This window comes from Paenibacillus dokdonensis (assembly GCF_004916975.1).
Lineage (GTDB): Bacteria > Bacillota > Bacilli > Paenibacillales > Paenibacillaceae > Paenibacillus_AQ > Paenibacillus_AQ dokdonensis.
The window spans coordinates 2840043-2864411 of the sequence record NZ_STGQ01000001.1 but is presented as its reverse complement, the minus strand read 5'-3'; the positions used below and the strand labels follow the sequence as shown (position 1 = coordinate 2864411).

The following is a 24369-nucleotide window of genomic DNA, read 5'->3' as shown; positions in this document are numbered from 1 at the left end:
ATTGACCACCTATGTCGTCAAACATTCATGTAGCCTGCAAAAAGACAGCAATCTTTGTGCAATTAACGCTTCATCGGCGGATACTTGCTCGGATGCATAGCTTCCCAGCTCCTTATGGCAGCCGATCATGACCGAAGTATGGGCATGCTGAAACATGGTAATATCGTTCGCATCATTGCCGAAAGCGACATAGGATTGGTCTTCGACCCCCAACTTCATAAGTCCGCTCCATTTATCAATCCCAGGAGGACTGATATCCAGAATCCCTTCATTCCCATGCACATGCACAACCACCGGCAATGCCGATAGCTGGCTCATGATTAGTCCAGGGTCGGGTATTTCCAGCAAAACCATCTTCATGATGATACCCATCGAAGCCAAAGGAATCTGTTTTGCCCGCTTTTCCGGATCGACATTGCGTCTGATGGGATGGTCCTCATTTCCAGTAAAGGCATAGTCCCATTCGCTGTCAATTAAGTATTTCAGGTTATGAAGTTGAATCATCGAGAGAATATGGTTTTTTACATCTTCTTCAAAATGAACGGTTGAAATGATATGGTTATCTTTAGCGACGAATGCGCCGTTTCCACCAACCATCGGATAAGCCTGCATATGCGGTGGAAGGACAGGGAGCAGGTCACGAATCGGGCGGGCAGAAGCAAAAATTATCTCATGACCATGGCACGCCAGCTCGTCCAGTGCATCAATAATGACTTTGCTTAATGGTTTTCCTTGAAAACAAATCGTTCCGTCCAAATCAAACACGAACTTCATTGTACACATCCTTGCTGTTTTTTTGATATCATCATAAGCGGCCTTCAGAACAAAGAAAAGGACCGATGTCCTGAAAGGATAGTTCTTCCATGAAAATCATTCACGATACAGATCTTTTACATTCTAAATTGCAGCAATTCGATATCCCGAATCTATTTACTTGTAAGGAGAGCATTCCTTTTGAGCTCCGTAGTTATGAGGAAGAAGAGCTTGTACTCGAAGAAGGAGAGCAGATGGATGCCATCTTGTTCCTTGTGGAGGGTAAGGTGAAAATTTCATCCAGCGTGCAGACGGGAAAGGCGCTGCTGCTGCGCTTTTGTGAGCCTTTTGCGATTATGGGTGACATTGAGCTAATTCAAAAAGTAGCTGTACAGTCGCAGGTTGAAGCCATCGAGCGGACCTATTGCATCGCGGTTTCTTTTACGTACATATATGAGCATCTTATTGGCGATCCGAAGTTTTTGATGTCCTTGCTCACGCATGTCACCTATAAACTTCAGACCTGCACAACGGCTTCACGCGTGAATTTATTAGCCTCGGTCGAAAACCGTTTTGCTAGCTATCTGCTGACTACGCTGCAGGAGGAGAATGAATTCGGCAAAGAAATCCGGACAACAAACACCCATGAGATAGCGGATTTGATCGGCACGACCTCCAGGCATTTGAACCGGGTCATTATTAAATTATCCGAGCAGGGCGTGGTTCGCAGGGAAGGGGATATAATTCAAGTGGTTGATCAGAATCGTCTGGCTGAAATTTCGCAGGGTCTTCGCTATGAATAAATCGACTGCCAGTAAAATAATCGGGCGGTCACAGGAGGTGTCTTTGCTGCACATGTTTGATGAAGAGGGGAGCAGAGTGGTATCGCTTTTAAGGGGAACTCGTTGAAAAAGGAAACATATTTCCATTCAAACAAAACAATGTCGATTTGTCTTTGGAAATGAGTAAAATCAACGCATCGCATATTTCCGATAGTCCAAGGGCAGAAAGCTCGCGAATATCGAAGAAGCGATCCCAAAAGATTTGACTTGATACCGGCAGCACATTCGATGCGGATACCACCATATCCGATTGAATGAGCACCGCTCCATGTGATAATTGGCTTTCCGGATGGAAAATGGACTCGATCAACTGGCTTGAAATCTTGGCGTTGATAGGCGTTCCGTCTTTGACAAGAGGAGCCACAGGATCGTTTTTTTCAAGCACGATCAGCGCTTTTTGACAATTCAAACTCATTTTATGGATCGAACGGGAGATCTCTTTACTATAATCCGTATACTCGGTAAGAAGGCAGTTCAAAAAATAAGTGGATGTGATGGATTCCAATTCAGACAATCCCTTGGTGATCTCCTCGATATCATTCAAAATTTGAATATCATTCTGTTCGAGTGTAGCGATATCCTGTTCCAGGATTGCTTCAATATGTGTAAGCTTGTCCGTCAGGTCGTTTCGTAACAATGGATAATCTCCGGTACAGTAATTTCTGTCCATTCGTGAATATCACTCCTAAAAACATGGTAGTTTTATGTGGGAACTTGAAAAGTATAAATGGATCCGTGATAGGCAAAGGATTCTTTGCCTGTCTCTTCGGATACGACAAAAATTAATGCATCCGATTTCTCCGACAAACCAATGGCCGCACGATGGCGGGTTCCTAATTTTACATGTTTATAGGTTTTGCGGGTGAGCGGAAGGATATTCGCTGCTGAGAAAATGATATCATTCTGAATCAAAACGGCTCCATCATGGAGCGGGGTGCCCACATGAAAAATGGAATCTAACAGCAAGCTTGAAATTTCTGCGGAAAGGGGGATACCTTTCGTAATCAGATCTTCAATCGGATCTTGTCTTTGGATGACGATCAGTGCTCCTTTGCGTTTGGAGCTTAATTGTCGTACAGCATTGAAAATGATATTGCATTTATGGGTATAAGGAGCCAGTAGGCGGTTTAAATGATATGAAGACGCCATGTTGGCCATATCCGTCACTTTTTTCGAAAGTGCTTTAAGATCCTTTAAAATATCGATGTCCTCTTGATCCAAGGAGGCGATTAAAGTATGGATGTCCTTGGATATGCTTACGAGTCGCGTTTTGATTTCATGCATTTGCGGAGTTAAATCTCTGCACTGCTCTTCCGATTCCATCTGATGCCCTCCTTATCTCTTATAGTTATTCCCACGAATGAATGTAATTATCGGATGAAAAAAGAGCTGCCCGAAAGTCATGTAGATGACGATCAAGGCAGCTCTTATTCAGATCTTAGCGAAGGACTTTCAAAGCACCGCTCCAAGCGAGTACTTGGTCAAGCATTCCATTAATATTGACGAGATGAAGATCCGCCGGCTTGAAAACCGTTCCGTTCTCAAAATCAGTGAACAACGATAACGCTGGATGAACGCGGACGTCCGCAACGGACAATTCTCCCAAAATGCCGCGAAGATGTTCTGCGGCACGTGCACCACCGACCGAACCATAGCTTACGATCCCGGCAGCTTTATTGTTCCAGGCGTCACGCGCGTAATCCAGTGCGTTTTTGAGGGAAGCGGTGATGCTGTGGTTGTACTCTTGCACGATGAATACGAAACCGTCCAAACCAGCAAGTCTGGTATTCCAAGCTGTCGCCTGTTCTGTAGCATCGGATTCTCCCAATAGCGGGAGTTTATAATCGGCGATGTCTACGATTTCATAATTCGCGTCTCCGCGCTGATCGGCGATTTGTTTCACCCATTCACCGACTTGTGGGCTCAAGCGACCTTGACGGGTGCTACCCAGGATAATGCCGATATTTAATTTGGACATCGTTATTTCCTCCTCGACGAATCTCATGATTAAGTAGGTTGCTGTAATTATAATAATAACAGTTAGTATGCTTTGTCAATCAACTTACGAAAAGTTTGTTATAGAATTTTCTTATAAGTGATGAATCTCTTATTTCGTAACGACTGAAGCAAGGGAAGGAGCAATCAGGAGCATCTTTTTTTCCAAGAGATGGGCGATTATGCTACAATAAAAATGTCTCAAAAAACTGCGCATAACATAAATTATACGCAGTTTTCGTTTAAAACGATTATTTTGATGCTTCATGTCGAGTTATACAGCCCTGTAGATAGGTTATTTATCCTAATATATTAATGATTTTGCAGAAAATGTTATTTAGCATTTCTTTCTATCCATGAGGTACATTTTTTGTATTTGAGAGGGACTGCCGGATGAGTGATAAGGATGACAGCTATGACGAATATAAAGAAGCTTTTCTAATTTGGATGAAGGATGCGGGATACACGCAGCATACTCAAAAGTCTTACCTCGGCGATGTTTCCCAGTTTCTCGATTCGATTGGAGATAAGAAACTGGAGCAGCTCAAAAAAATCCATGTGATGTCCTATCTTTCCTCTGTGCGTGAGCAAGGGGTCAGCGATACCACACGAAACCGGAAGCATGCGGCGGTGAATAGTTTTTTCAAAGCGCTAATAGAGCTCGAAATGGCGGATGCCAATCCGGCAGCGGGGATCAAAAAATCCAAAACGGACAAGAATCGAACACCTGTGTATCTTGATGAGCAGCAGCTGCCACGGTTTCTGGAAAGTGTGGAAGGCAAGTATCGTTCCCGGAATGTTGCTGTATTTTTACTGATGGCTTATATGGGGCTTCGCGTTGGAGAAGTACATACGTTGAACTTGACCGATTATAATAGAGAGCGGCATACACTTGATGTATTCGGCAAAGGCAGGAAGTGGCGAACACTTCCGGTGCCTGAAGCGGTCGGAGTGATGCTGGACCGGGCCATCCTTGAGCGGATCACGCCTTGGCGGAAGAAGGAGGATGCGCTTTTTATTTCACAAAAAGGGCAGCGGATCTCGATACGCAACATCCAGCAAATTGCCGCAGATACGTTTGACAGGTACCAATCCGATGTGCCGGAACGTCAGCGCGTTCCCTATTCCAGCCATAAGCTTCGGCATTCATTCGCCACCATGCTTCTCCGCAAGGGAGCGGATCTAAGAACGGTGCAGGAGCTTCTCGGGCATTCATCCATTCAGACGACAACGGTATACACCCATGTCACCAGCAGAGAAAAGGAAGAGGCCATATCGCGGCTTGAGGTTGTTCTTCCGTTTTAATTATCCCTATATGCTGGATTTTCTTAACGAGGAAATGGAGTAATAACCACATCATGCATATTTTTCCTCCTTTAGCGGACACTAAAGTCACAATAGAGGAGGGTGATGCTGCATGTGCCAGCGTTATTCAATGGCGGCCGATCTGCCGGTCGTGCTGGAGCATTTTCAAGTTGACCGTGTAATGTACTATTATCAGAACCGCTATAATATCAGCCCAACCCAGTCTGCTCCTGTCCTGCTTCAGCATCATGGAGAACGTGTTCTGGATGAATTCCGCTGGGGCTTTATTCCTTACTGGGGAAAGGATGCGGTGAACGCAGATCTTCGTACGGTGAAGGAGAATCCCACATACCGCAAAATGATTGAGAAACAGCGATGCGTCATTCCATGCAATGGTTTTTACTATTGGAAAAAGGAAGGCAAGAAAATGCATCCTGTACGTGTAGTCCTGAAAAACCGTGGGATGTTCGGTGTCGCAGGGCTGTATGAGATATGGAAAGACTATAAGGGAGATCCGCTGCGGACCTGTACGCTGGTCATGACAGACGCCAATCGCCTGATTGGTAATTTTGAGGAAAACCGCATGCCGGCCATTTTGCCGGAGGAAGCGATAAAGGACTGGCTTAATGAAGAAAATACGGCATTTCACTCGTTAAGCTCACTCTTGCAGACCTATTCGGAAGATGAGATGGAGGCGTATCCTGTAACACCGCTCATCGGTAATGATGATCATGATAATTCCGAATGCATCCGGGAAATGGATCTGCGTACGGCTTGGGTGAAGCAGTAATAGAGGCATATTTCATTCTGGTGAGGGAAAACTAATCTCCGTCATTCATTTCAACATGCACAAAAAGCAGACGGAGGTTATATACAAATGTCCAGTCCAGTGATCGAAGCCTTGAAGAAGAGACGCTCCATTTATGGTATCAGCAAAGAAAATGTAAGCACTGATGAACGGATACAGCAAATTATCGAAGAAACCGTGAAATATGTTCCGTCTTCGTTTAACTCGCAAACATCTCGCGTCGTTCTGCTTCTTGGAGCTAACCACGACAAATTGTGGGATATGACGAAGGAAACGCTCCGTAAAGTCATGAATAACGAGGAAGCGTTTAAGAATACCGATCAAAAAATCGAATCCTTCAAAAGTGGTTACGGTACGGTTCTGTTTTTTGAGGATATGGATATCGTTAAGAATCTTCAGGATCAGTTTGCGCTCTACAAAGACAACTTTCCGGTCTGGGCCAACCAAACTTCGGGTATGATTCAGCTTATCGTATGGACTTTGCTTGAACAGGAAGGTCTCGGGGCATCTCTGCAGCATTACAATCCGCTCATTGATGAACAGGTACAGAAGGAATGGAAGCTTCCGGCTTCATGGAAACTGATCGCTCAAATGCCTTTTGGCAAACCAACGGCTCCTGCAGGTGAGAAAGAGTTCATGCCGATTGAAGAACGTGTAAAAGTGATAAAATAAAGGTACAAAGTTATTTTCAAAAAACGACCTGCGCAGCGCCTAAAGCCCACATCAGATGTGGAAATTAGGTGCTCTTTTAGCTGATACGATAAAAAAGGACGCCAAAGCAGGATCTGTGAAGATGAGAAAAATACATATCATAACCACACAATCGTAAAGGATAATAAAGCCTAATCATGGAGCTTTCCAATATGTATATAATTACCATTGTGCTATAGATTGACAGAAAATACCTTTCCAGTTCATAATTAAATCCCATAAAAAAATAAGCTTTAACCGTTTAAAGCGAAAAGGACTACGGCGAGGAGAGAACATCATGGATATTTTTCGAAAAAAAACGGTTGGAAGCTTGGATGAATCGGCTGGAAAGCTCAATAGAACATTAAGTGCACTGGATTTGACGGCGCTTGGGGTAGGAGCCATTATCGGTACGGGTATTTTTGTCCTGACTGGAGTAGCCGCTGCGGTGCACGCCGGACCGGGTCTTATTATTTCATTTGCCATTGCGGCGCTTACTTGTGTTTTATCGGCACTCTGTTATTCGGAATTTGCATCCAGTGTCCCGGTTTCGGGGAGTGCTTACGCGTACAGCTATGTAGCATTCGGTGAAATTATTGCATGGATACTCGGATGGGATCTGATACTGGAATACGGTGTAGCTGCAGCGGCTGTGGCGAGTGGTTGGTCATCTTATTTTACAGGTCTGCTGGACGGATTCGGACTTCATTTGCCCGCTGCGATCTCGGGGGCTTATGATGCATCCAAAGGTTCAATCATTGATTTGCCAGCGGTGATCATTATTTTCGTAATTACATATTTACTGAACAGAGGCATTACAGAAACGGCAAGATTTAACGGCATCATGGTCATTGTTAAGCTGCTCGTCGTACTGCTGTTTATTGGCGTAGGCGCATTCTATGTGAAGCCGGTCAACTGGTCGCCATTCCTTCCTTTTGGGGTCGGAGGAGTGATTAACGGGGCAGCAACGGTATTTTTCGCATATATCGGTTTTGATGCCGTTGCGACAGCTGCAGAAGAGGTGAAGAAACCACAGCGTGATCTGCCGATTGGCATCATTGCCTCACTGGCAATTTGTACGCTGCTGTACATTACGGTGTCTTTGGTACTGACGGGAATCGTGCCTTATTCTTCGCTGAATGTGGGGGATCCGGTAGCTTTTGCGTTGCGATTCGTGAACCAGAATATGTTAGCCGGACTCACATCCGTAGGTGCAATTGCCGGGATGACCACCGTTTTGCTGGTCATGCTGTTCGGGATGACCCGATTGCTCTTTGCGATTTCCCGGGATGGCTTGCTTACAAGCAAATTATCCAATGTCAGCGGTAAAGCCCAAACACCAACGCAAAGCACCTGGGTGACGGGTACGCTCATCGCAATACTTACCGGCTTTGTGCCTCTGAACAAACTGGCAAACCTGACGAGTATCGGAACGTTGTTTGCTTTTGCTGTAGTTTCTTTGGGAATTATTGCACTGCGAAGAAACAATACAGGGAATAAAAGTGGATTCAAAGTACCATGGGTGCCTTATTTGCCACTGCTAAGTGCAGCAGCATGTATCTATTTAATGATTAATTTACAGGCGATTACCTGGATCGGATTTGTAATTTGGATGATCGTGGGGCTGCTGATATACTTCTTGTACGGTAAAAAGCATAGTGTACTCAACAATGGTTCAGAAAAAGCCGATTTATAGTTACGTAAACATAATTATGTAAACAAAAAATAAAAATAATAACATTAATTATTAATATTATTAATAAATATTTAACTAGTATTTCATTCCTTTCACCGGCTTGAACTGGCGCGAACCCCTGATTATGTTATATTATTTGAATTGGAGGTTTTCTTTCGACAGGACAAGCTGTCCTCAAGGAGAGGAGGAACTTGAATGAAATGGTACAAACAGCTTGTTGTAATCACTTTAATATTCAGTGTATTTTTGAGTGCTTGTTCTTCCAGTGAGGAACAGACCCCGGTATCCGAGACGGCTCCTGCAATGACGGATACTGCTGACGTAACGGCAGATCAGGGCCAGACCTTGACGGTGGTAGCTCCGGATACGGTTAAACAAAGCACGAAGGATTCGGGCAAATATCAGATCCAAACCAAACTTACCGACTTCCAACTGTTAAGTGAGACGAAGGGAATTGCTTGGGGATTGACCCGCAATGAACTGCGTTTATATGTAACTGAAGATAATGGTCAGACCTGGATGAACATATCCCCTTCGGCGAATGTGCAATTTCCGGCGAATCCGCGGTATGGGAAAGATATTTATTTTACAGATCCGTTGCATGGTTGGATCATACGTGATCCATCAGGCATGTCTGAAACAATCGTTCTTCATACGAATGATGGAGGAGAAACCTGGGATATCGCATCCATTCCTCAAAAAAATAAAGTATCCGCGCTTACTTTTGATTCGCCTCAGCGAGGCTGGCTGATGACTTCCGAGGATTCGACCACCGGCAAAGAGTTAAAGGTTCTCTATCGAACCGATGATGGAGGCTCGATCTGGAAGGTCATTATGCAAAATACGGAGTATAATCCGGATAAATCCACCGTTACCAGTCCTTTGCCTCATCTCGGTTATACGCTGGGGGTGACCTTTGTTGATCCGTTACATGGATATACGATGGTTCAGGAGCTCGGAGAACCCAAGCTGTATCGTACGCTTGACGGGGGAAGCAAATGGATCTCCGGACCAGCCTTTTTCAACAGGGAAAAATTCAAAAACTGCGTATCATATGCGTCAGACAGTCCTCAGTTCTTTGACTCCGCCCGCAAGAATGGCTGGATACCGATAGGCTGTAAAGTCGGAGACAGCATGAAGTATAATGCATACTTTACGAAGGACAGTGGTCTAACATGGAATTTCGTCAATTTTGGACTAGGCACGAATGTGGGGCTTAATCAGAATCTCCGGCCAACATTTATTAATGAAGATGAAGGTTGGGCACTGATCGGAAGCACACTGTATCACACGGTGGATCAGGGGAAGACATGGCCTGCCGTTGGGGATAACCAGATCCTCAGGGAAAAGCTTCAGGAGTATCCAGAGGTTGTGAAGCTGCAGTTTTCTTCTGCACAGGTTGGTTGGATACTGATCGAGAATAATGAACAAAAAAGCTCAAGGCTTCTACAAACCATGGACGGCGGAAGAACTTGGAGCGTATTATAGCAGGGTGGAGAACTCAGGTTCTCCGCTTTTTTTTTGATTTAAAATCGTATTTCTAAATAAAATATAAAATTTTAAATTACATGTGAAATAAATCACAATATATCCTGTCAATGTATGTTACTCTAAGAGTGTAAGGAGAGCTTAAAAAAACAACGGGAGTGAGAATCATGACAAACTTTAATCAAGATAAAACGACGGAATACTTCCTTCAATTATGCTACGACTGCCAGGATGCCTGCACTTGCGACACAGAAGAGAAATGCAGGGAATGCTGGGGCGCACAAGGCGCTTTAAATGAACAGCAGCAGGATGAGACCCGTTACTTTCTGGATCAGGTTCATGCGTAACAGAGCAAACTCTTCACCCTGAAACCTCCACAAGCTGAAAAGCGAAGTGGAGGTTTTTTTGTCATACTGCTTGCATATATATGTTATGAACAGGCCCGCTAAGAATCTTTGCATCGCCTTAGCCTAAAGTCAAAAGAGGGGTGAGAAGCATGCCAGGAGAACCATCATTTTGGATGTTTGACTTCTTCGGTAAAGTCATGCCGATCTTTTTCGCAGTCATTATCGGTATTATCATCTTGTCTGCCGGCAGAGGTTTGCTGCAGTGGGGGCGGAATAATAAGCAAGCTGTTCTCACCGTTGATTCCCGTATTGTCAGTAAACGCACTGAAATCAATCAACATCATCATCATGAACCTAATGATCATATGTCCAGTCGCACGAATACGACATATTATATTACTTTTGAGGTGGAGAGCGGCGACCGGATGGAATTCACCGTAAACGGGCAGGAATACGGTTTATGTGCGGAAGGCGATTCGGGACGGCTTACATTTCAAGGAACACGGTTTAAAGGCTTCGAGCGGAATATGCGTTTTGCAAGAGAGGCTGGGTCAGAAGCCCGTTATCGCGATTATGGGCAGTTTTAATCCATATTAATTCCAATCATCGGCCGCGTCCCTTGGGATGTAATCTTTTTTGTTTTTTATACATGTTTCTTGATTAAAGACCGCGGGTGAACTTAAAGTAGAAGCATCTGGAGTTTACAAGGAGGAAAAAGATATGGCTTATCAGGATCTTGTTGTGGTCGTTACTGGAGCAGCGCAGGGAATTGGTTACGGTGTTGCTAAAGCTTTTGCGGAACAAGGAGCCCGTCTTGTCATGGGTGATCTGAACGAAGAACAGGGAGCGGCAGCGGCGGCAGCCATCCGGAATGAAGGGGGGCAAGCTGTATTTGTTCCTTGTGATGTCCGCAAAGAAGATGATATCAAACAGTTGATGAAGACTGCTGAGGAAGAGTATGGAAAAATTGATGTATTGATCAATAACGCCGGCGTATCCCGCTGGAAATCACCATATGAGCTCTCTGTCGATGAATGGGATGATATTTTAAATACGAATGTAAGAAGCTGTTTTCTTGCCACCAGAGAAGCGGCGCTTTATATGAAAAAGCATGGAGGCACCGGAGCCGTTGTCAATATGGCTTCTACACGTGCCCTAATGTCTGAACCGGATACCGAGGCCTATGCCGCATCCAAAGGTGCAATTGTGGCGCTTACCCATGCCATGGCCGTCTCGCTGGGATCTGACGGTATTCGTGTGAATTGTATCAGTCCCGGCTGGATTGAAACGCAGAACTACGAATCTCTCAAAAAGACGGATCATGAGCAGCATCCAGCGGGAAGAGTAGGCAAACCGGATGATATTGCAAGAGCTTGCCTGTATTTGGCAGATCCGGACAATACCTTCGTAACCGGGACACATTTGGTCGTTGATGGCGGAATGACACGTAAAATGATTTACGAACCGTAACTTTTCTCCTGAGCAGTTGGCCCTAATGCCTTCCATAATTTCTCTATCACTGACAAAAAGGATAACCCTTCCAATTGGATATAGTTCCTTTTGTGCAGATCCCAAAGAGAGTAAAAAGGGTGAGCCCGTTCTATAAGGACATGGGCTCATCTTTTTTTATGAGATCAATGCTATAATAACTCCGTTTACTATATAAAATTGAGCTGAAGAAAAGGCATATCATCTCATATACAGCAGATAGAAAGAGTTGAGATGATAGCTTGAGCAAGCTTTAGTTCATTTTATCATTTGAGGATTCACAGGTCCTCACATAGGAATGGAGGGAATTTATGATTGTCAAGAATTCTCGATGGCTTGCAGGTCTGCTGTTTCTGGCCGCTATGCTTCTGGTGGGTTTTCAGTCCCCGACTCAGGGAGTAAAGGCGACTTGGGTGTGGCAGACGGAACTGATCGAGGATGGAGGAGAGCAACTGCTTGATTTTGCACGTACTGAGGGCATTAATTTGATCTACTTACAAATCAATCGGGATTTACCTAAGGAAACCTATGAAAAGTTTATACAGCATGCGCATGAAGGGAACATCGCAGTTCATGCATTGGGTGGAGATCCCAAATGGGCGCTTCAGGAACACCGGGATCGCATGCTGGGATTAGCCGACTGGACTACGAACTATAATGCCAGTGTACCGTCTGATAGCCGGTTTGATGGCATACATCTCGATATAGAACCCTATGTACTTCCCCAGTGGGAAAGCGATCAGGAGGCAGTCATTTCTTCATGGGAGAGCAATTTGAAGGCTTTTCTTAACAAGGCATCGGATACATCGCTGGAGCTTGGAATCGATATTCCATTCTGGTTTGATAATATCCGCACTTCAGAGGGTGGCAGCTTGAATGAGTGGCTGATGAATTCTTTTGATCATGTGACGGTGCTTGCATACCGGAATGAAGTGGATTCCGAGCATGGTATCGTATATCTCTCTCAGGACGAGCTTAAACTTGCTGACAAGCTGGGCAAGCATGTTCTTGTCGGCGTCAATACCAAGGAAATGCCTGGAGAGACCCATACGACCTACTTTGGACGAGGGAAAGAGCAGATGAACCAGTCCCTTGCAAATCTATCGAATGAGCTGAGTTCCTATTCGTCTTTTGCAGGCATTGCCGTTCACGATTTCCGTAACTGGGAGAACATGCCTGAGGGCAGTGAACCTGGAGAAGTGGATCCGAAACCGGAGCCTGATCCGGATCCCGGAGCAGGGGATCAAGTGCCTGATCCAGACCCGGTGGTCCGCGATCAAATGGTTAGAGGTACATATATCTGGGAAGCCAATGAAGTACTGCAGAATGGGCAGGAGATCCTCGATTTTGCCAAAGAAAAGAAATTGAATTGGCTGTATATCCGACTTGATCTGCAGCAGCCGTTTACTGCTTACAGATCCTTTGTTAAACAAGCATCTGCTGCCGGAATTGAAGTGCATGCCATGGGAGGGCACCCGATCTGGGCTCTGGAAGAGAACAGGGCGAAGATGATGAAGCTGGTCCAATATGTAAAGGGCTATAACCGTGCTGCCCAAGGGGATGAGCGGTTCCATGGTATTCATTTGGACATTGAGCCTTATGTGCTGCCGGAGTGGAAAACGGATTCGCAGGAGGTCATTTCCGAATGGACTTCTAATCTGGACGCTTTTGTCAGCGAATTAAAGAAGGATTCCAATTTGCAGGCGAGCATGGATCTGGCGGTATGGCTGGATAAATACAAGGTTCCCGGCGAAGATATTTCTCTCAGCAAATGGATGATTAATCGTATGGATCATGTCTCATTAATGGCCTTCCGGGATACTGCAGGCGGATCGAACGGCATTGTTACCGTGTCGAAGGAAGAGATCGCTTTTGCGGATGAACTGGGCAAGCCGATTCTAATCTCAGTAGAGATGAAGGAGAGTCATGAAGGCAACCATATTACCTTTTTTGAGGAAGGTTCGTCTTACATGGAAGCAGAGCTGGCGAAGCTGCCAGGAATGCTTGAGAACTCACCATCATATACCGGCAATCTGGTGCACGCCTATGATTACTGGAAGAATGCCAAACCGTAACATATTAAATCTGGTGTAGTCCCTGCTAACTCCCAAGGAGTCAGTCAGGGGCTGCTTTTTTGCGTACAAAGGCTGTATGCACTGGGCATTCACACAGAAAAGACAACGTGCATAACATAAGGTGTTAGCATCTAAGGAAGATGAAGGAGCGTGGACTTGAATGGCAGGTCAGGAAAAGCATTATTTTGCGCGCGGAAATACAGCCGCAGGATTATACACTTTGTATGATTCTGTGTTAAATGGATTGGATACCGTATTTGTGATCAATGGGCGGACCGGATCAGGAACTTCTCAGCTGCTGGCTCAATTGGCAGAGGCTTGGCGAAGCAATGAATGGACCAAGCATTATATACATGAGACTTTGGATAACGAGCGGCTGGAAGGGATTATACTCGAAGAGGCACGCATCGGCGTCATCGACGGAAATGCATGGAGTGCGGATCCTATACTAGAAGGAACGGAAATACGCATTGTGGATGCCATTCAGGCTCTTCGCGAGGGTTTACTTGAGGAAGCGGAAGACGTAACAACAGGTCAAGACGCGGAAATGGCTGTACTCTACAAAAAAGCCTATGATTCCTTCTTAAAAACACTTCGGATTCATGATGAATGGGAAAAATTCTACATCGATAATTTAGACCGTGGCAGCGCTAACCGGATCACATCTGAGTTCGCTGACGAATACCTGATCCCGGTTGGTTCCAAGAAAGCAATCATCAAACACCGTTTTCTCGGGGCAGCGACTTGGCAGGGCGCAGTAGATTATGTGCCTAACTTAACAGAATCGCTTCGGACACGTATTTTCGTGAAGGGACGTCCCGGCTCCGGCAAATCCACGATGTTCAAAAAGCTGGCTAAGGAAGCCGAAACCCGGGGCATCGATACAGAAATCTATCACTGTGGTTTTGATCCGAACAGCCTGGATATGCTCATTTTTCCAGAGCTGAGCCTTGCTATCTTCGACAGTACGGCACCGCATGAACATTTCCCAACCCGTGAAGGTGACAGCATACTTGATGTATATGAGCTGGCTATTCAAGCAGGGACGGATGAAGCATATGCAGATGAAATTGCAGAAATTCGTGCAAGATACACAGCTTCCATGAAAAATTCAATAGCTGTCTTGTCGGATGTGAAGCGTATTCGGGATGAGGTTTGGGAGGCCTACGATACTGCAATTGATCCGGCTGCAATGAAGGCTTTGGCGGGCCAGATTATCCAGCAAATCGAAGTATTGACGAATTCGGCAGCATTGTCGGAGGATTAAAAAACATAATAAATATTATGTAAACTTAATGAATATAAAAGCACCCCTTCATTAGAAAAATGGAAGGGGTGCTTGGTGCTGCTTATTTGCTAACGGTTTTGTTATACTCTTCAATTTTGCTTGTAATCGCTTTGGCCGCATCATCGAGCGCTTGCTTGGATGTTTTTTTGCTGTTCAACACTTCTTCAATGGCTGTTTCTGTCAGTTGTCTAGCTTCTGGGAATACGCCCATTACAGCTCCTTGTGTCGCTAGATTAGGTTCGGTTTGGTGAAGCTGGTCTACGGCTGTTTGGAACTGCGGATATTTGGTCATATTGTCTTTGACGATTTGCTCGTCATATGCTTTTTGCGTGATGGGAAAGTAACCTGTATTGATATGCCACTCTGCTTGAGATTTAGGTTCAGCCAAAAACTTGATAAATTCCCAAGCTGCCTTTTGTTCAGCTTCAGGACGGTTATTCAGAATCCAGTTGCTCGCTCCGCCAACGATGACTCCGCCTTTGACATTCGCATCCGCTTTTGGCAGGAAGCCCGTACCAACCTCAAACTTGCCATCGGCAGATTTTACAATGCTGCGCAGGGATGCTGTAGAATCAAGCGTCATGGCGATTTGACCCGCAGCAAAGGCTTTGGAAGTATCATCGGTTTTACGGCCGAGATTGAGCATGGATTTCTCATCCACCATCTTCTTCCACCAGTCGAGTGTTTTAACGCCGGCATCACTGCTCAGGAGAGAGGAAGCCGCTGGCTGCGTACGTCCGTTTCCGTTATCCAGGAGCTCAGCACCTTGATTAGCAAACAACTGCTCCATGAACCAGCCATAGATGGCAAAGGAACCGCCGGCTTGACCTGGTTTGGTCAGTTTTTTAGCTGCTTCCGCCACTTCTTCATATGTAGCTGGAGGTTTTTCAGGATCCAATCCCGCTGCTTTGAAGGCGTCCTTATTGTAGTAGAGGATAGGGTTCGAAGTGTTAAATGGCATAGAATACAGTTTGCTATCAAATGTATAGTAGTTCAAAATATTAGGTTCGAGCGTAGAAGTGTCATATTTGTCGGCATCAATAAACTGTTGAACGGGAGTGATTGCCTTGCTGTCGATCATGAAGCGGCTGCCGATTTCGTATACCTGAATCAAGGAAGGGCCACTGTCAGAACCGAGTGAAGCTTTAAGCTTGTTCAGACTCTCATCGTATTTACCTTGATATTCGGCCTGTACAACGATGTCCTTATGTCCGGCATTGAATTCATCCACCAGCTGCTGAGCTGCTTTTCCCACATCTCCGCTCATGGAATGCCACCATACGACTTTGATGGGATCTTCCTGTTTTGCCGGAGCTTCGGCGGCAGCAGCCGTATCCTCTTTGGTGTCCGCTGCTTTCGAGCCGCAGCCCGATGCAACCAGCATCATGCAGGACAGCAGGAGCATGGCCAATGATTTCTTTCCAAATGGTTTCATTTTTTCTTTTCTCTCCCTTTTGATTTAAGTGATTTTATTGTGAAATTACAAGCAGCCTGAAAACAAGCTGATCGTAATGACGACCCATAATAATATTAATGTAATTAATAATAAATGAGATTAACCTTTTAATGCTCCGGCAGTAATCCCGCGTACCAACGGCTTCAGACCAACGATCAGCAAAATAAGAGAAGGCAGGAGCATGATCACAATGCCGGCCATCACCACATTCCAAGCGGTGACTTCTTCAAACTGGAGCATACTGATACCGATCTGTACCGTCCGCATGCTTTCCTTGTTTGTGATGAGCATCGGCCACAAATAATTGCTCCAATTCGTTAAAAAAGAATATACGGCGAGTGTGGCCAGCGAAGGTGCGGACAATGGCAGGACCAGCTGAATAAAGACACGGATATGGCCGCAGCCATCGACCTTGGCAGCCTCGAACAGTTCTTTCGGAAGCTGCAGAAAGTACTGTCTCAGAAGAAACGTGCCAAAGGCCGAGGCCAAGAAGGGCACGATTAACCCCTGATAGGAATCAATCCAGTGCCAGCTGCGCACTGTGAGATAGTTGGGTATCATGGTGACTTCCCAGGGAATCATCATCGTGGAAAGAAACAGCGAGAAGATGACGGCTTTACCTGGAAATCGCAGAAAGGCAAAAGCGTAGGCAGCCATACTTGCAGTAATCAGCTGTCCCAACATAATGGCTCCGGAAACGGCAAAGCTGTTCGTAATAAAACGGATGACCGGAACCGTATCTACGACCTGGAGGAAGTTATCCCAGTGCAATCCTGAAGGGAGCAGCCGAGGCGGGTATGTGGCCGATTCTGCGCTGCTCATGAATGCGGAAGACAATGTAAACAACAGCGGAAACAGAATGAAGAGCGCTGCAATACTTAACATGATGTAAAGAATTGTTTGGTTAACAGCCCGTATGGTCACTGGTAATGCACCTTCTTTTCGCCAAATTTGAATTGGACTATAGTCAGAAGCGTAATCAGGACAAACAGGATTAACGCTTGCGCGCTGCCAATGCCGAATCGGTAATTAATGAAAGCATCCTGGTAGATGTTGTACACCAGTACATCCGTGCTGTTCATCGGCCCGCCTTTGGTCAGAATGTTAATTTGCGCGAAGGATTGAAATGCGCTGATGATCGACACGACGCTGATGAAAAAGAGCGACGGCGAAATCAAGGGCAGGGTGATGCGGAAAAATGTGCGGAATGATCCTGATCCGTCGATTTTGGCGCTTTCGTACAGATCCTCAGGCACGCTTTGCATGCCGCTCAGCATGACGATGTAGTTAAAGCCGAGATTGAGCCATACCGTCATCAGGGCAATAGAGAGCAATGCCCATTTGGGATCCGTCAGCCATGCAATCGGGGGGATTCCCGCCAAGCTGAGACCGTAGTTGAGGATACTTAAGGTTGGATGGTACAGCACCATCCAGATAATCGAACCGGTACCAACTGAAACAGCCATCGGCAGGGAGAAAAAGAACTGGAACAGCTTGGTGAATTTCAGCTTCTGAATAGACAAAGCGGCTAGTACGAGAGCTGCAGCAACGCCCGTCGGAACGGTTAGCAGAATGAATTTGACGGTAATCCACAAGCTGTTATAAAAGACTTCAGAGGTCAGTACATTCTTAAAATTATCGGCGCCGGCAAAGGATGCAACCCGGCCTTGCGGATCGGTTAAATATAGACTCAGGTACACCGATTTCAGTAAGGGATAAAACAGAAATATCCCGAACAGTATCAGAGAAGGGGCCAAAAAGAAGTAGGCTAATGATCTTTCCTTCCAGCGGCTTGTCCGAAGCGAAGCAGCCTTTTTGCTGCGGGAACTTTCCCTCGGGAGCGGGGAAGCCAGTGTGATTTCTTTCTCCATGGAACTAAACGACCTCGCTTTTCTGATGATTTCAAAACCAATCTTCATCAGTATAAAGCGCAGATGTTTTGGGGAGATCAGAGGGAAGTAAAGCTTGAGATCGACTTTGTTAAAATGTCAAGCAAGGATAAATTCTGTCGTAATGAAGTACAAGTATGCAAGATTTGTTGTCACTCAACTGGGCGAATGCACATACACTTATAAAGAAAATCAATTATGCAGGGAGGTAGGATCTTGGCTGTTATCAAAACGAACTCGGGGCAAACCAGGCTGCTCGCTCGTTTGATGAGGGCTGAAGCTGAAGGGGAAGGGAATCTTGGTATGCTGATGGTAGGTAACGTCGGCGTGAACCGCATCTTGGGAAACTGTTTGGATTTCAACAATATTCGCAGTATCCAGGATATGGTCTACCAAAGTCCAGGCGGTTTTGAAGCTCCGCAGAAGGGGTATTTTTATCAAAAGGCCAGGGATCAGGATATCAGGTTAGCTGAGCGTGCCATTAACGGTGAACGGTATTGGCCGGCTTCCAACGCATTGTGGTTTTTCCGTCCCACAGCTGAATGCCCGGCAACCTGGTACAATCAGGCGAATACGGGACGTTTTAAGGCACACTGCTTTTTCAGCCCTTCGAGTGAGAATTGCCCGAATGTGTATTAATTGAAGTGTGCGTAATTCCGAAATGTACTTATAAGGAGGATTATATGGTATGATGCCTCAACCTTTTCGTCCGGCTGCGTATAATATGGGAAATGGATATCCTGGTTTATCCGGAGGCGGCCAAGGCATGCCCGGAAGTATGACCATGGGAAGTATGGGCGGAATGGGATCCGTCCCTCCGCAAGTAACCAGCGGCAGTCCGATGGGTCCGATGGGAACGGTTATGCAAGCACCCCAGCAACCGCAATTCGAGCAATCTTACATTGAGAATATTCTGCGTTTGAACCTGGGGAAAACCGGAACCTTCTACATGACTTATGAAAACAACTCCCAATGGAATGCAAAAGTATTCACGGGAGTGATTGAAGCCGCAGGACGGGATCACATTATTATTTCGGAAAGATCGACAGGCCAGCGTATCGTTCTGCTGACTCTTAATCTCGATTACATTACATTTAACGAACCGCTCATATACCAGTATCCAGGTGTTATCGGAAACCCTGGTCAAGGTCGTTAAAGACATTATTTACTTACGATGAATCCATTTCATAACTCACTAAAACGATAAAATTGAAACTATATATAGACCAATATAACCCTTTGGATCTATATATAGCCTTGATTGAAGCGGCCTAAGGTATTATGAAATTGATTCGATATAAAATAATTTGTTGAAAAGCCGAAAAGGCCGTCTTTGCTGTCATAAATGACAGGGGACGGCTCTTTTAGCCTGTTAACCGGAGGTTTGCTTAAAAAACCATCCGGTCCCTATAAAATACAGTCATACCTTGCTGTTTGACTGTGTAGTGTATAATTATATAATTAAAGATATGCAGCAAAATCATACACAGAGATAGGAGATGGATCCATTGGGAAGTTGACGGTGAACCCTTCATACATGCCTGGCATGGCTTACAACTTTACAATACGAAGGAGGTGTACCTATTTGCCGGTTAAGAAATACGGTGAATAGGAAGAAGATTGACTGACCCCTTACCGAGTTTGATGAATTTGATTTGGGTAGTGGTATTGGTAATACTGAATGGTTTTTTTGTATCAGCGGAATTCGCAATGGTGAAAATACGGAGCAGCCGTGTGGAAACCATGGTTGACGAAGGACGTAAAGGCGCATTATTCGCACAAAAAATCGTAAATAACCTGGATGCCTATTTATCTGCTTGTCAGCTAGGCATCACGCTCGCATCACTCGGACTTGGATGGCTTGGAGAACCTGCCATAGCAAGTCTCGTTAGACCTCTGATACATGCCTTGGGCTTTGGAGAAGCCGCTGTACACGGCATTGCCGTGGTCATTGCTTTTCTGCTGATTACGATTCTGCACATCGTACTTGGAGAATTGGCGCCCAAATCGATGGCGATCCGCAAGGCGGAAACTGTCGTCCTGATGTCGGCCGCTCCAATGGTGTATTTCAATAAGCTAATGTATCCTTTCATCTGGGTATTAAACGGACTCGCTAATGCTTTATTGCGCATGCTGCGCATCGCACCGGCTTCAGAATCGGATTCCGCCCATACGGAGGAAGAAATCCGGGTTCTGATGAAGGAAAGCAACAAAAACGGACTTATCGATAATACGGAGCTCGCACTGGTTGACAATATCTTCGATTTTGCGGAAACAACCGGTCGTGAGATTATGATTCCCCGTACGGAAATGATATGTTTGAACACACAGATGTCCCGAGAAGAAAATCTTGAGATTGCTTACGAAGGCATGAGAACCCGTTATCCTGTTTGTGATGGTGATAAGGATCACATTATCGGTTTTATTCATATTAAAGATTTGCTGCGTTCCACGGCGACTGAATACAATACTTTAATTCGTCCGATCCTTGCTGTACCGGAATCCATTCAGATCAGCGCTCTGCTGAAGCTGATGCAGCGGGGTAAGACTCAGATTGCCATCCTGATTGATGAGTATGGTGGCACATCCGGGCTTGTTACCCTGGAAGACATTATGGAAGAAATCGTCGGTGAAATCCAGGATGAGTTTGATGAAGAGCGTCCTGGAGTTGAAAAGATTCATGAGAATGAATATTCGATTGACGGATTAATGCTCATTGATGAAGTGAACGACCGGTTCGGACTTGAACTGGACACGACGGACTACGATACTGTTGGCGGCTGGTTATATTCCCGTGTGGAGGCCATTCCTCCGCAAAAGGGACAATCGGCTGAGCTCGATGGTCATATTTTCATAGTGGAAGAAACCGATCATAAGCGCATAGCAAGGATTAAGCTGCTGAAACCCCAATTGATGGTGGAGGAAGCGGGCGCATAAAGTGTAAAATATATAGCGAGACACGATGCCGTTTGCATCGTGTCTTTTCGTTTTACGGATGACGAAGAAGAAATTGAAGCGGATTCGGGTGTGTTTTGAGGCTGTGATAACATAATTTTATATAGCATTTGATAGAAAGGGATGGAATGCGCTAAAATGATCACGTTATAATATATTCAATTTGATAAAAAGAACTGAAGATGCATCGGGCCAATTCATCCATTGCCACATATATAAGGGGTTTGGCATGTGAGTAACATAAACTTTAGTTCAATGTAGATTGAAGGGAGGACAAAGAGATTGAATTGTAGCTTGGATATAAAATTCGAACCCGTTCATGAATTTATGAACAGCCTGCATTCCTACATATGCCGCAAATCACACAAAAAGATCGACCTCGCTCCTTGTTGGGCCATCGAAACCAAAGAAAAGCTAACACCTGAATTTGCCCAAACGCTTGATGACATGCTGATTAACGGGGACTGGAGCTTTGCCTATCTGATGGCGTTCCTTGTTCCAGAGGGCCTTGGCGTTGAAGGTTTTTTATCTTGGTTTAGGCATTTAAGCATTCATCAACTTATTGAGCTTTTCGAAGCAAACGGCAATGAATTCCCTGAGGATGACATTGAAGTTTTTCAGGAAAAAACAAGCTCCATGTTTCAGCAATGGTACGATCAATATTTTCAACATGTAGATCAGAAGATTCTGTCTGCGCTCGAAAAGGAAAAAGAGACGAGAATCAACCGTCTGATTGAAGTTCAAGGAGAAGAGTTTGTAGACGAAACAACAAATGGAATGATTTTCAAACCGGTGCCTGGTGTACAGGAGCTGCTTCTGGTTCCTCAGTATCATTTTCAACCGCTCAATATCGTTTCTCAATATGGTTCCAAGCTGATCTGTCATTATAACGCTCGAATTTATTTGGGGGATGAGGAGCTGATTCCAACACATGATCTGCGAACACTCCGGAGTCTTGGGGAGAAAAACCGTTTGAAGATTTTAAGGTTCCTGCATAAGGGTCCCCGTACATTCACCGAAATTGTGAGTCATCTTAAGCTATCCAAAGGAATCACCCATGATCATATCTCGAAGCTTCGCAGCGCAGGGGTACTATATGCTCATTTTGAAGGGGAAAACCTAACGGAATACAGTCTGAGAAAGCGTGCGCTCTTCCAGGTTCAGGAGCGGTTGATGAACTATATCGAGGAAGGATAGTATTATACGATATCACATGAGATAAGGCCTCCTGATTTGCTATTTGGCAAGCAGAGAGGTCTTTTTATTGTGCACATTTTTCAATCGGATCAAGTAGTTCTTCAGGAGCACTTTTCACAATTAGAAAAAGTTACAGAAAATTACTCTGAATTATTTTCAGAAAACTTTTTAAGTTCTCTATTTACAGAACTACAAATGGTTTCTATAATAAACATTAATCAATGGTATCTTAAATCATACTTATCTTATAGGAATGATTAGTGAATTAGAAAAATAGGAGGTTATTCTTTATGAAAAAAGGCGTTTATTTATTAACATCACTACTCATTGTCGGCTCCCTGGTACTCTCGGCATGCTCGGATCAAAAGGATACGGCGTCAACATCCGGCAGTACAACGCAAACCGAACAAGGCTCGAAGGATCAGCCGGCTGCAGCTCCTGGCGGAGAGTCGGGACTCAACGAACCTTTTACAGCAGCGGATATGTCTAAGCTTCCAGCAGTTGCCAAGCAGCGCACGGATACAATTATCGTTGGTTTAACAGATCCGAGCGGTGCGTTCACGCCGTACTTTACGCAAAGCGGATACGACGGTAACGTCAACTCACTGCTATTCGGCTCCCTGGTAACCGTGGATGAGAAGGGACTTCCAATTCCTGATTTGGCTGAGAAATGGGATATTTCAGATGATCAGCTCACATATACATACCATCTTCGCAAGGATTTGAAATTTAGTGACGGATCTCCAATGACAGCAGATGACGTTGCTTTCACATGGACAATCCAGTTCGATAAGGCCTATGATGGCGACTCTATGGTTCCAACACTCCCTGTAAAGGGTGCACAAGAATATAAGGAAGGCAAGGCTGCGAGCATTTCCGGCATCAAGATTATTGATCCACAGACGATATCCATCACGCTGGAAAAACCTAATGCGACGGCACTGGTCATGTTGGGTGATAAGGTCTTGTCCAAGGCTTACTACGGTAAGGATTACAAGTTTGGCCAACTGGAATATATTAAAAAGCTTCATTCCACTCCGGTCGGTAACGGACCATACAAACTGGAGAAATTCATTCCGGGTCAGGAAGTCCGTTTCGTTGCCAATGAGAACTATTACAAAGGCAAACCGAAAACGGAGCATTTTATTTACAAAACTTCCGAAGGTGACACTTGGCAGTATCTCGAAACAGGTGAAATTGACTATTCTTCGTTCAGCGCCACCACAGAAAATATCGATAAGCTGAAGAGTCTTGGATTCGTAAATATCATCCCTTATACGCCAAGCACGTATGGATATCTGCAGGTGAACCTGGAGCATGAAGCACTGAAGGACAAGAAAGTACGCCAAGCGCTGACCTACGGACTGGATCGTCAGAGTATTTATGTGGATGCTAACCAAGGTGCAGGCTCCGTAGCTAACATTCCATCTTCACCTATTTCCTGGGCTTATACGGAAGACGGCATTAATCCATACAAATTTGATACGGAAAAAGCCAAGCAGCTTCTGGAGGAAGCTGGCTGGAAGGAAGGCGCAGGCGGTATCCGTGAGAAGGACGGCAAGCAGCTCTCCATCCATTTCCTTGGATCCAAGAGCAAACAGACGGATATCTTCATTGCGGTAGCGAAGGAAAACTTCCAAGCCATCGGCGTGAAATTTGAACCTGAAGTATTTGCTGACTTTAACTCTCTGGTATCTAAAATGGAAAGCGGAGACTATGATCTCGTATCCTTCTCTACAGCAATGCTGACGGATCCTTCGGACGGTTTGGTGCAGTTCCTGGACGGTGAGATAAAGGCCTACGACAATCCAAAGCTAAAGGAGCTGTATGAAAAAGGCTTAGCAACTTCCGATATCGAAGAACGCAAAAAAGTATATAAAGAAATCTTTCAGCTCCTGAATGATGAGCTTCCAATTATCTTTACGAACTATAAGAAAACCGTCTATGGATATAATGGACGGATCGATAACTTGGCCGTTAGCCCGTTTGTTGGCTTGGCAAACAGTCTTCCAGACTGGTCGCTTAAGCCGGCACAATAATCCGTAAAAAACATTTCGTCCCTCGTCCCGAGCGTATTACGGTAACCGGGCGGGGGAC

General features: G+C 45.2%; 23 protein-coding genes. 16 read left to right on the top strand and 7 right to left on the bottom strand.

Features of this window, described 5'->3' with window-relative positions; all coding sequences use genetic code 11:
* Positions 1–9: 9 nt before the first annotated feature.
* Positions 10–774, bottom strand: a complete 765-nt coding sequence (locus tag E6W40_RS13230) for an HAD-IIB family hydrolase (protein WP_136605878.1) — start codon at positions 772–774, stop codon at positions 10–12.
* Positions 775–863: 89 nt separating this feature from the next.
* On the opposite strand from E6W40_RS13230, the gene E6W40_RS13225 reads away from it, so the two are divergent.
* Positions 864–1556, top strand: a complete 693-nt coding sequence (locus tag E6W40_RS13225; protein ID WP_136605877.1) for a cyclic nucleotide-binding domain-containing protein — start codon at positions 864–866, stop codon at positions 1554–1556.
* A gap of 88 nt (positions 1557–1644) precedes the next feature.
* Here the strand turns inward: E6W40_RS13225 and E6W40_RS13220 are convergent, their stop codons facing one another.
* The 3 genes from E6W40_RS13220 to E6W40_RS13210 form a co-directional block, all read right to left on the bottom strand.
* Positions 1645–2265, bottom strand: a complete 621-nt coding sequence (locus E6W40_RS13220; protein WP_136605876.1) for a diadenylate cyclase — start codon at positions 2263–2265, stop codon at positions 1645–1647.
* A gap of 32 nt (positions 2266–2297) precedes the next feature.
* Entirely contained in the window at positions 2298–2918 is a 621-nt protein-coding gene (gene cdaS / locus E6W40_RS13215) for a sporulation-specific diadenylate cyclase CdaS (RefSeq protein WP_136605875.1), read from the bottom strand.
* A 115-nt stretch (positions 2919–3033) separates the two neighbouring features.
* The gene (locus tag E6W40_RS13210) at positions 3034–3573 is read right to left on the bottom strand and encodes an NADPH-dependent FMN reductase (protein WP_136605874.1); all 540 of its coding nucleotides are present in this window, start codon (positions 3571–3573) and stop codon (positions 3034–3036) included.
* A 410-nt stretch (positions 3574–3983) separates the two neighbouring features.
* Here E6W40_RS13210 and E6W40_RS13205 point away from each other — a divergent pair, with 410 nt between their 5' ends.
* The 10 genes from E6W40_RS13205 (at position 3984) to E6W40_RS13160 (ending at position 14754) form a co-directional block, all read left to right on the top strand.
* Positions 3984–4895, top strand: a complete 912-nt coding sequence (locus E6W40_RS13205) for a tyrosine-type recombinase/integrase (RefSeq protein ID WP_136605873.1) — start codon at positions 3984–3986, stop codon at positions 4893–4895.
* Between the two features lie 112 nt (positions 4896–5007).
* Positions 5008–5685, top strand: a complete 678-nt coding sequence (locus tag E6W40_RS13200; protein WP_136605872.1) for an SOS response-associated peptidase — start codon at positions 5008–5010, stop codon at positions 5683–5685.
* Between the two features lie 87 nt (positions 5686–5772).
* On the top strand, positions 5773–6375 hold the full coding sequence (locus tag E6W40_RS13195; RefSeq protein ID WP_136605871.1) for a nitroreductase family protein: 603 nt from the start codon (positions 5773–5775) through the stop codon (positions 6373–6375).
* Between the two features lie 316 nt (positions 6376–6691).
* Positions 6692–8089, top strand: coding sequence for an amino acid permease (locus E6W40_RS13190; RefSeq protein ID WP_136605870.1), 1398 nt, complete (start codon positions 6692–6694; stop codon positions 8087–8089).
* A gap of 195 nt (positions 8090–8284) precedes the next feature.
* Complete coding sequence (locus E6W40_RS13185; protein ID WP_136605869.1) at positions 8285–9577, top strand: WD40/YVTN/BNR-like repeat-containing protein; 1293 nt, start codon at positions 8285–8287, stop codon at positions 9575–9577.
* A 167-nt stretch (positions 9578–9744) separates the two neighbouring features.
* The gene (locus E6W40_RS13180; protein WP_136605868.1) at positions 9745–9924 is read left to right on the top strand and encodes a hypothetical protein; all 180 of its coding nucleotides are present in this window, start codon (positions 9745–9747) and stop codon (positions 9922–9924) included.
* Between the two features lie 149 nt (positions 9925–10073).
* Positions 10074–10511 carry a DUF2500 domain-containing protein gene (locus E6W40_RS13175; protein ID WP_136605867.1) on the top strand — a complete coding sequence of 146 codons (438 nt, stop codon included), beginning with the start codon at positions 10074–10076 and terminating at the stop codon, positions 10509–10511.
* Positions 10512–10644: 133 nt separating this feature from the next.
* Positions 10645–11394, top strand: a complete 750-nt coding sequence (locus E6W40_RS13170; protein WP_136605866.1) for an SDR family NAD(P)-dependent oxidoreductase — start codon at positions 10645–10647, stop codon at positions 11392–11394.
* Positions 11395–11723: 329 nt separating this feature from the next.
* The gene (locus tag E6W40_RS13165) at positions 11724–13487 is read left to right on the top strand and encodes a hypothetical protein (RefSeq protein ID WP_136605865.1); all 1764 of its coding nucleotides are present in this window, start codon (positions 11724–11726) and stop codon (positions 13485–13487) included.
* Positions 13488–13647: 160 nt separating this feature from the next.
* Positions 13648–14754: a hypothetical protein gene (locus tag E6W40_RS13160; RefSeq protein ID WP_136605864.1), complete on the top strand. Its 1107-nt coding sequence runs from the start codon at positions 13648–13650 to the stop codon at positions 14752–14754.
* A gap of 82 nt (positions 14755–14836) precedes the next feature.
* Here the strand turns inward: E6W40_RS13160 and E6W40_RS13155 are convergent, their stop codons facing one another.
* The 3 genes from E6W40_RS13155 to E6W40_RS13145 all read right to left on the bottom strand — a co-directional run bounded on the left by E6W40_RS13155 (position 14837) and on the right by E6W40_RS13145 (position 18102).
* Positions 14837–16210, bottom strand: coding sequence for an ABC transporter substrate-binding protein (locus tag E6W40_RS13155; protein ID WP_136605863.1), 1374 nt, complete (start codon positions 16208–16210; stop codon positions 14837–14839).
* Positions 16211–16330: 120 nt separating this feature from the next.
* Positions 16331–17116: a carbohydrate ABC transporter permease gene (locus E6W40_RS13150; protein ID WP_136605862.1), complete on the bottom strand. Its 786-nt coding sequence runs from the start codon at positions 17114–17116 to the stop codon at positions 16331–16333.
* 35 nt (positions 17117–17151) lie between these two features.
* Positions 17152–18102, bottom strand: a complete 951-nt coding sequence (locus tag E6W40_RS13145; RefSeq protein ID WP_136605861.1) for a carbohydrate ABC transporter permease — start codon at positions 18100–18102, stop codon at positions 17152–17154.
* Positions 18103–18336: 234 nt separating this feature from the next.
* Here E6W40_RS13145 and E6W40_RS13140 point away from each other — a divergent pair, with 234 nt between their 5' ends.
* The 5 genes from E6W40_RS13140 to E6W40_RS13120 all read left to right on the top strand — a co-directional run bounded on the left by E6W40_RS13140 (position 18337) and on the right by E6W40_RS13120 (position 24311).
* Positions 18337–18759: a cell wall hydrolase gene (locus E6W40_RS13140; protein WP_136605860.1), complete on the top strand. Its 423-nt coding sequence runs from the start codon at positions 18337–18339 to the stop codon at positions 18757–18759.
* A 49-nt stretch (positions 18760–18808) separates the two neighbouring features.
* Positions 18809–19276 carry a spore coat protein GerQ gene (gene gerQ / locus E6W40_RS13135; RefSeq protein ID WP_211147005.1) on the top strand — a complete coding sequence of 156 codons (468 nt, stop codon included), beginning with the start codon at positions 18809–18811 and terminating at the stop codon, positions 19274–19276.
* 488 nt (positions 19277–19764) lie between these two features.
* Complete coding sequence (locus E6W40_RS13130) at positions 19765–21057, top strand: hemolysin family protein (protein ID WP_136605859.1); 1293 nt, start codon at positions 19765–19767, stop codon at positions 21055–21057.
* Between the two features lie 300 nt (positions 21058–21357).
* Positions 21358–22272 (top strand): ArsR/SmtB family transcription factor, encoded by a 915-nt coding sequence (locus tag E6W40_RS13125; protein ID WP_246072993.1) that lies wholly within the window; start codon positions 21358–21360, stop codon positions 22270–22272.
* A 290-nt stretch (positions 22273–22562) separates the two neighbouring features.
* Positions 22563–24311, top strand: coding sequence for an ABC transporter substrate-binding protein (locus E6W40_RS13120; protein WP_136605858.1), 1749 nt, complete (start codon positions 22563–22565; stop codon positions 24309–24311).
* Positions 24312–24369 lie beyond the last annotated feature (58 nt).

What these genes read in the sequence shown, in the direction of transcription:
- E6W40_RS13230 (WP_136605878.1), bottom strand. Translation starts at nt 774, where the DNA reads ATGAAGTTCGTGTTTGATTTGGACGGAACGATTTGTTTTCAAGGAAAA.
- E6W40_RS13225 (WP_136605877.1), top strand. Translation starts at nt 864, where the DNA reads ATGAAAATCATTCACGATACAGATCTTTTACATTCTAAATTGCAGCAA.
- E6W40_RS13220 (WP_136605876.1), bottom strand. Translation starts at nt 2,265, where the DNA reads ATGGACAGAAATTACTGTACCGGAGATTATCCATTGTTACGAAACGAC.
- cdaS (WP_136605875.1), bottom strand. Translation starts at nt 2,918, where the DNA reads ATGGAATCGGAAGAGCAGTGCAGAGATTTAACTCCGCAAATGCATGAA.
- E6W40_RS13210 (WP_136605874.1), bottom strand. Translation starts at nt 3,573, where the DNA reads ATGTCCAAATTAAATATCGGCATTATCCTGGGTAGCACCCGTCAAGGT.
- E6W40_RS13205 (WP_136605873.1), top strand. Translation starts at nt 3,984, where the DNA reads ATGAGTGATAAGGATGACAGCTATGACGAATATAAAGAAGCTTTTCTA.
- E6W40_RS13200 (WP_136605872.1), top strand. Translation starts at nt 5,008, where the DNA reads ATGTGCCAGCGTTATTCAATGGCGGCCGATCTGCCGGTCGTGCTGGAG.
- E6W40_RS13195 (WP_136605871.1), top strand. Translation starts at nt 5,773, where the DNA reads ATGTCCAGTCCAGTGATCGAAGCCTTGAAGAAGAGACGCTCCATTTAT.
- E6W40_RS13190 (WP_136605870.1), top strand. Translation starts at nt 6,692, where the DNA reads ATGGATATTTTTCGAAAAAAAACGGTTGGAAGCTTGGATGAATCGGCT.
- E6W40_RS13185 (WP_136605869.1), top strand. Translation starts at nt 8,285, where the DNA reads ATGAAATGGTACAAACAGCTTGTTGTAATCACTTTAATATTCAGTGTA.
- E6W40_RS13180 (WP_136605868.1), top strand. Translation starts at nt 9,745, where the DNA reads ATGACAAACTTTAATCAAGATAAAACGACGGAATACTTCCTTCAATTA.
- E6W40_RS13175 (WP_136605867.1), top strand. Translation starts at nt 10,074, where the DNA reads ATGCCAGGAGAACCATCATTTTGGATGTTTGACTTCTTCGGTAAAGTC.
- E6W40_RS13170 (WP_136605866.1), top strand. Translation starts at nt 10,645, where the DNA reads ATGGCTTATCAGGATCTTGTTGTGGTCGTTACTGGAGCAGCGCAGGGA.
- E6W40_RS13165 (WP_136605865.1), top strand. Translation starts at nt 11,724, where the DNA reads ATGATTGTCAAGAATTCTCGATGGCTTGCAGGTCTGCTGTTTCTGGCC.
- E6W40_RS13160 (WP_136605864.1), top strand. Translation starts at nt 13,648, where the DNA reads ATGGCAGGTCAGGAAAAGCATTATTTTGCGCGCGGAAATACAGCCGCA.
- E6W40_RS13155 (WP_136605863.1), bottom strand. Translation starts at nt 16,210, where the DNA reads ATGAAACCATTTGGAAAGAAATCATTGGCCATGCTCCTGCTGTCCTGC.
- E6W40_RS13150 (WP_136605862.1), bottom strand. Translation starts at nt 17,116, where the DNA reads ATGTTAAGTATTGCAGCGCTCTTCATTCTGTTTCCGCTGTTGTTTACA.
- E6W40_RS13145 (WP_136605861.1), bottom strand. Translation starts at nt 18,102, where the DNA reads ATGGAGAAAGAAATCACACTGGCTTCCCCGCTCCCGAGGGAAAGTTCC.
- gerQ (WP_211147005.1), top strand. Translation starts at nt 18,809, where the DNA reads ATGATGCCTCAACCTTTTCGTCCGGCTGCGTATAATATGGGAAATGGA.
- E6W40_RS13130 (WP_136605859.1), top strand. Translation starts at nt 19,765, where the DNA reads ATGAATTTGATTTGGGTAGTGGTATTGGTAATACTGAATGGTTTTTTT.
- E6W40_RS13120 (WP_136605858.1), top strand. Translation starts at nt 22,563, where the DNA reads ATGAAAAAAGGCGTTTATTTATTAACATCACTACTCATTGTCGGCTCC.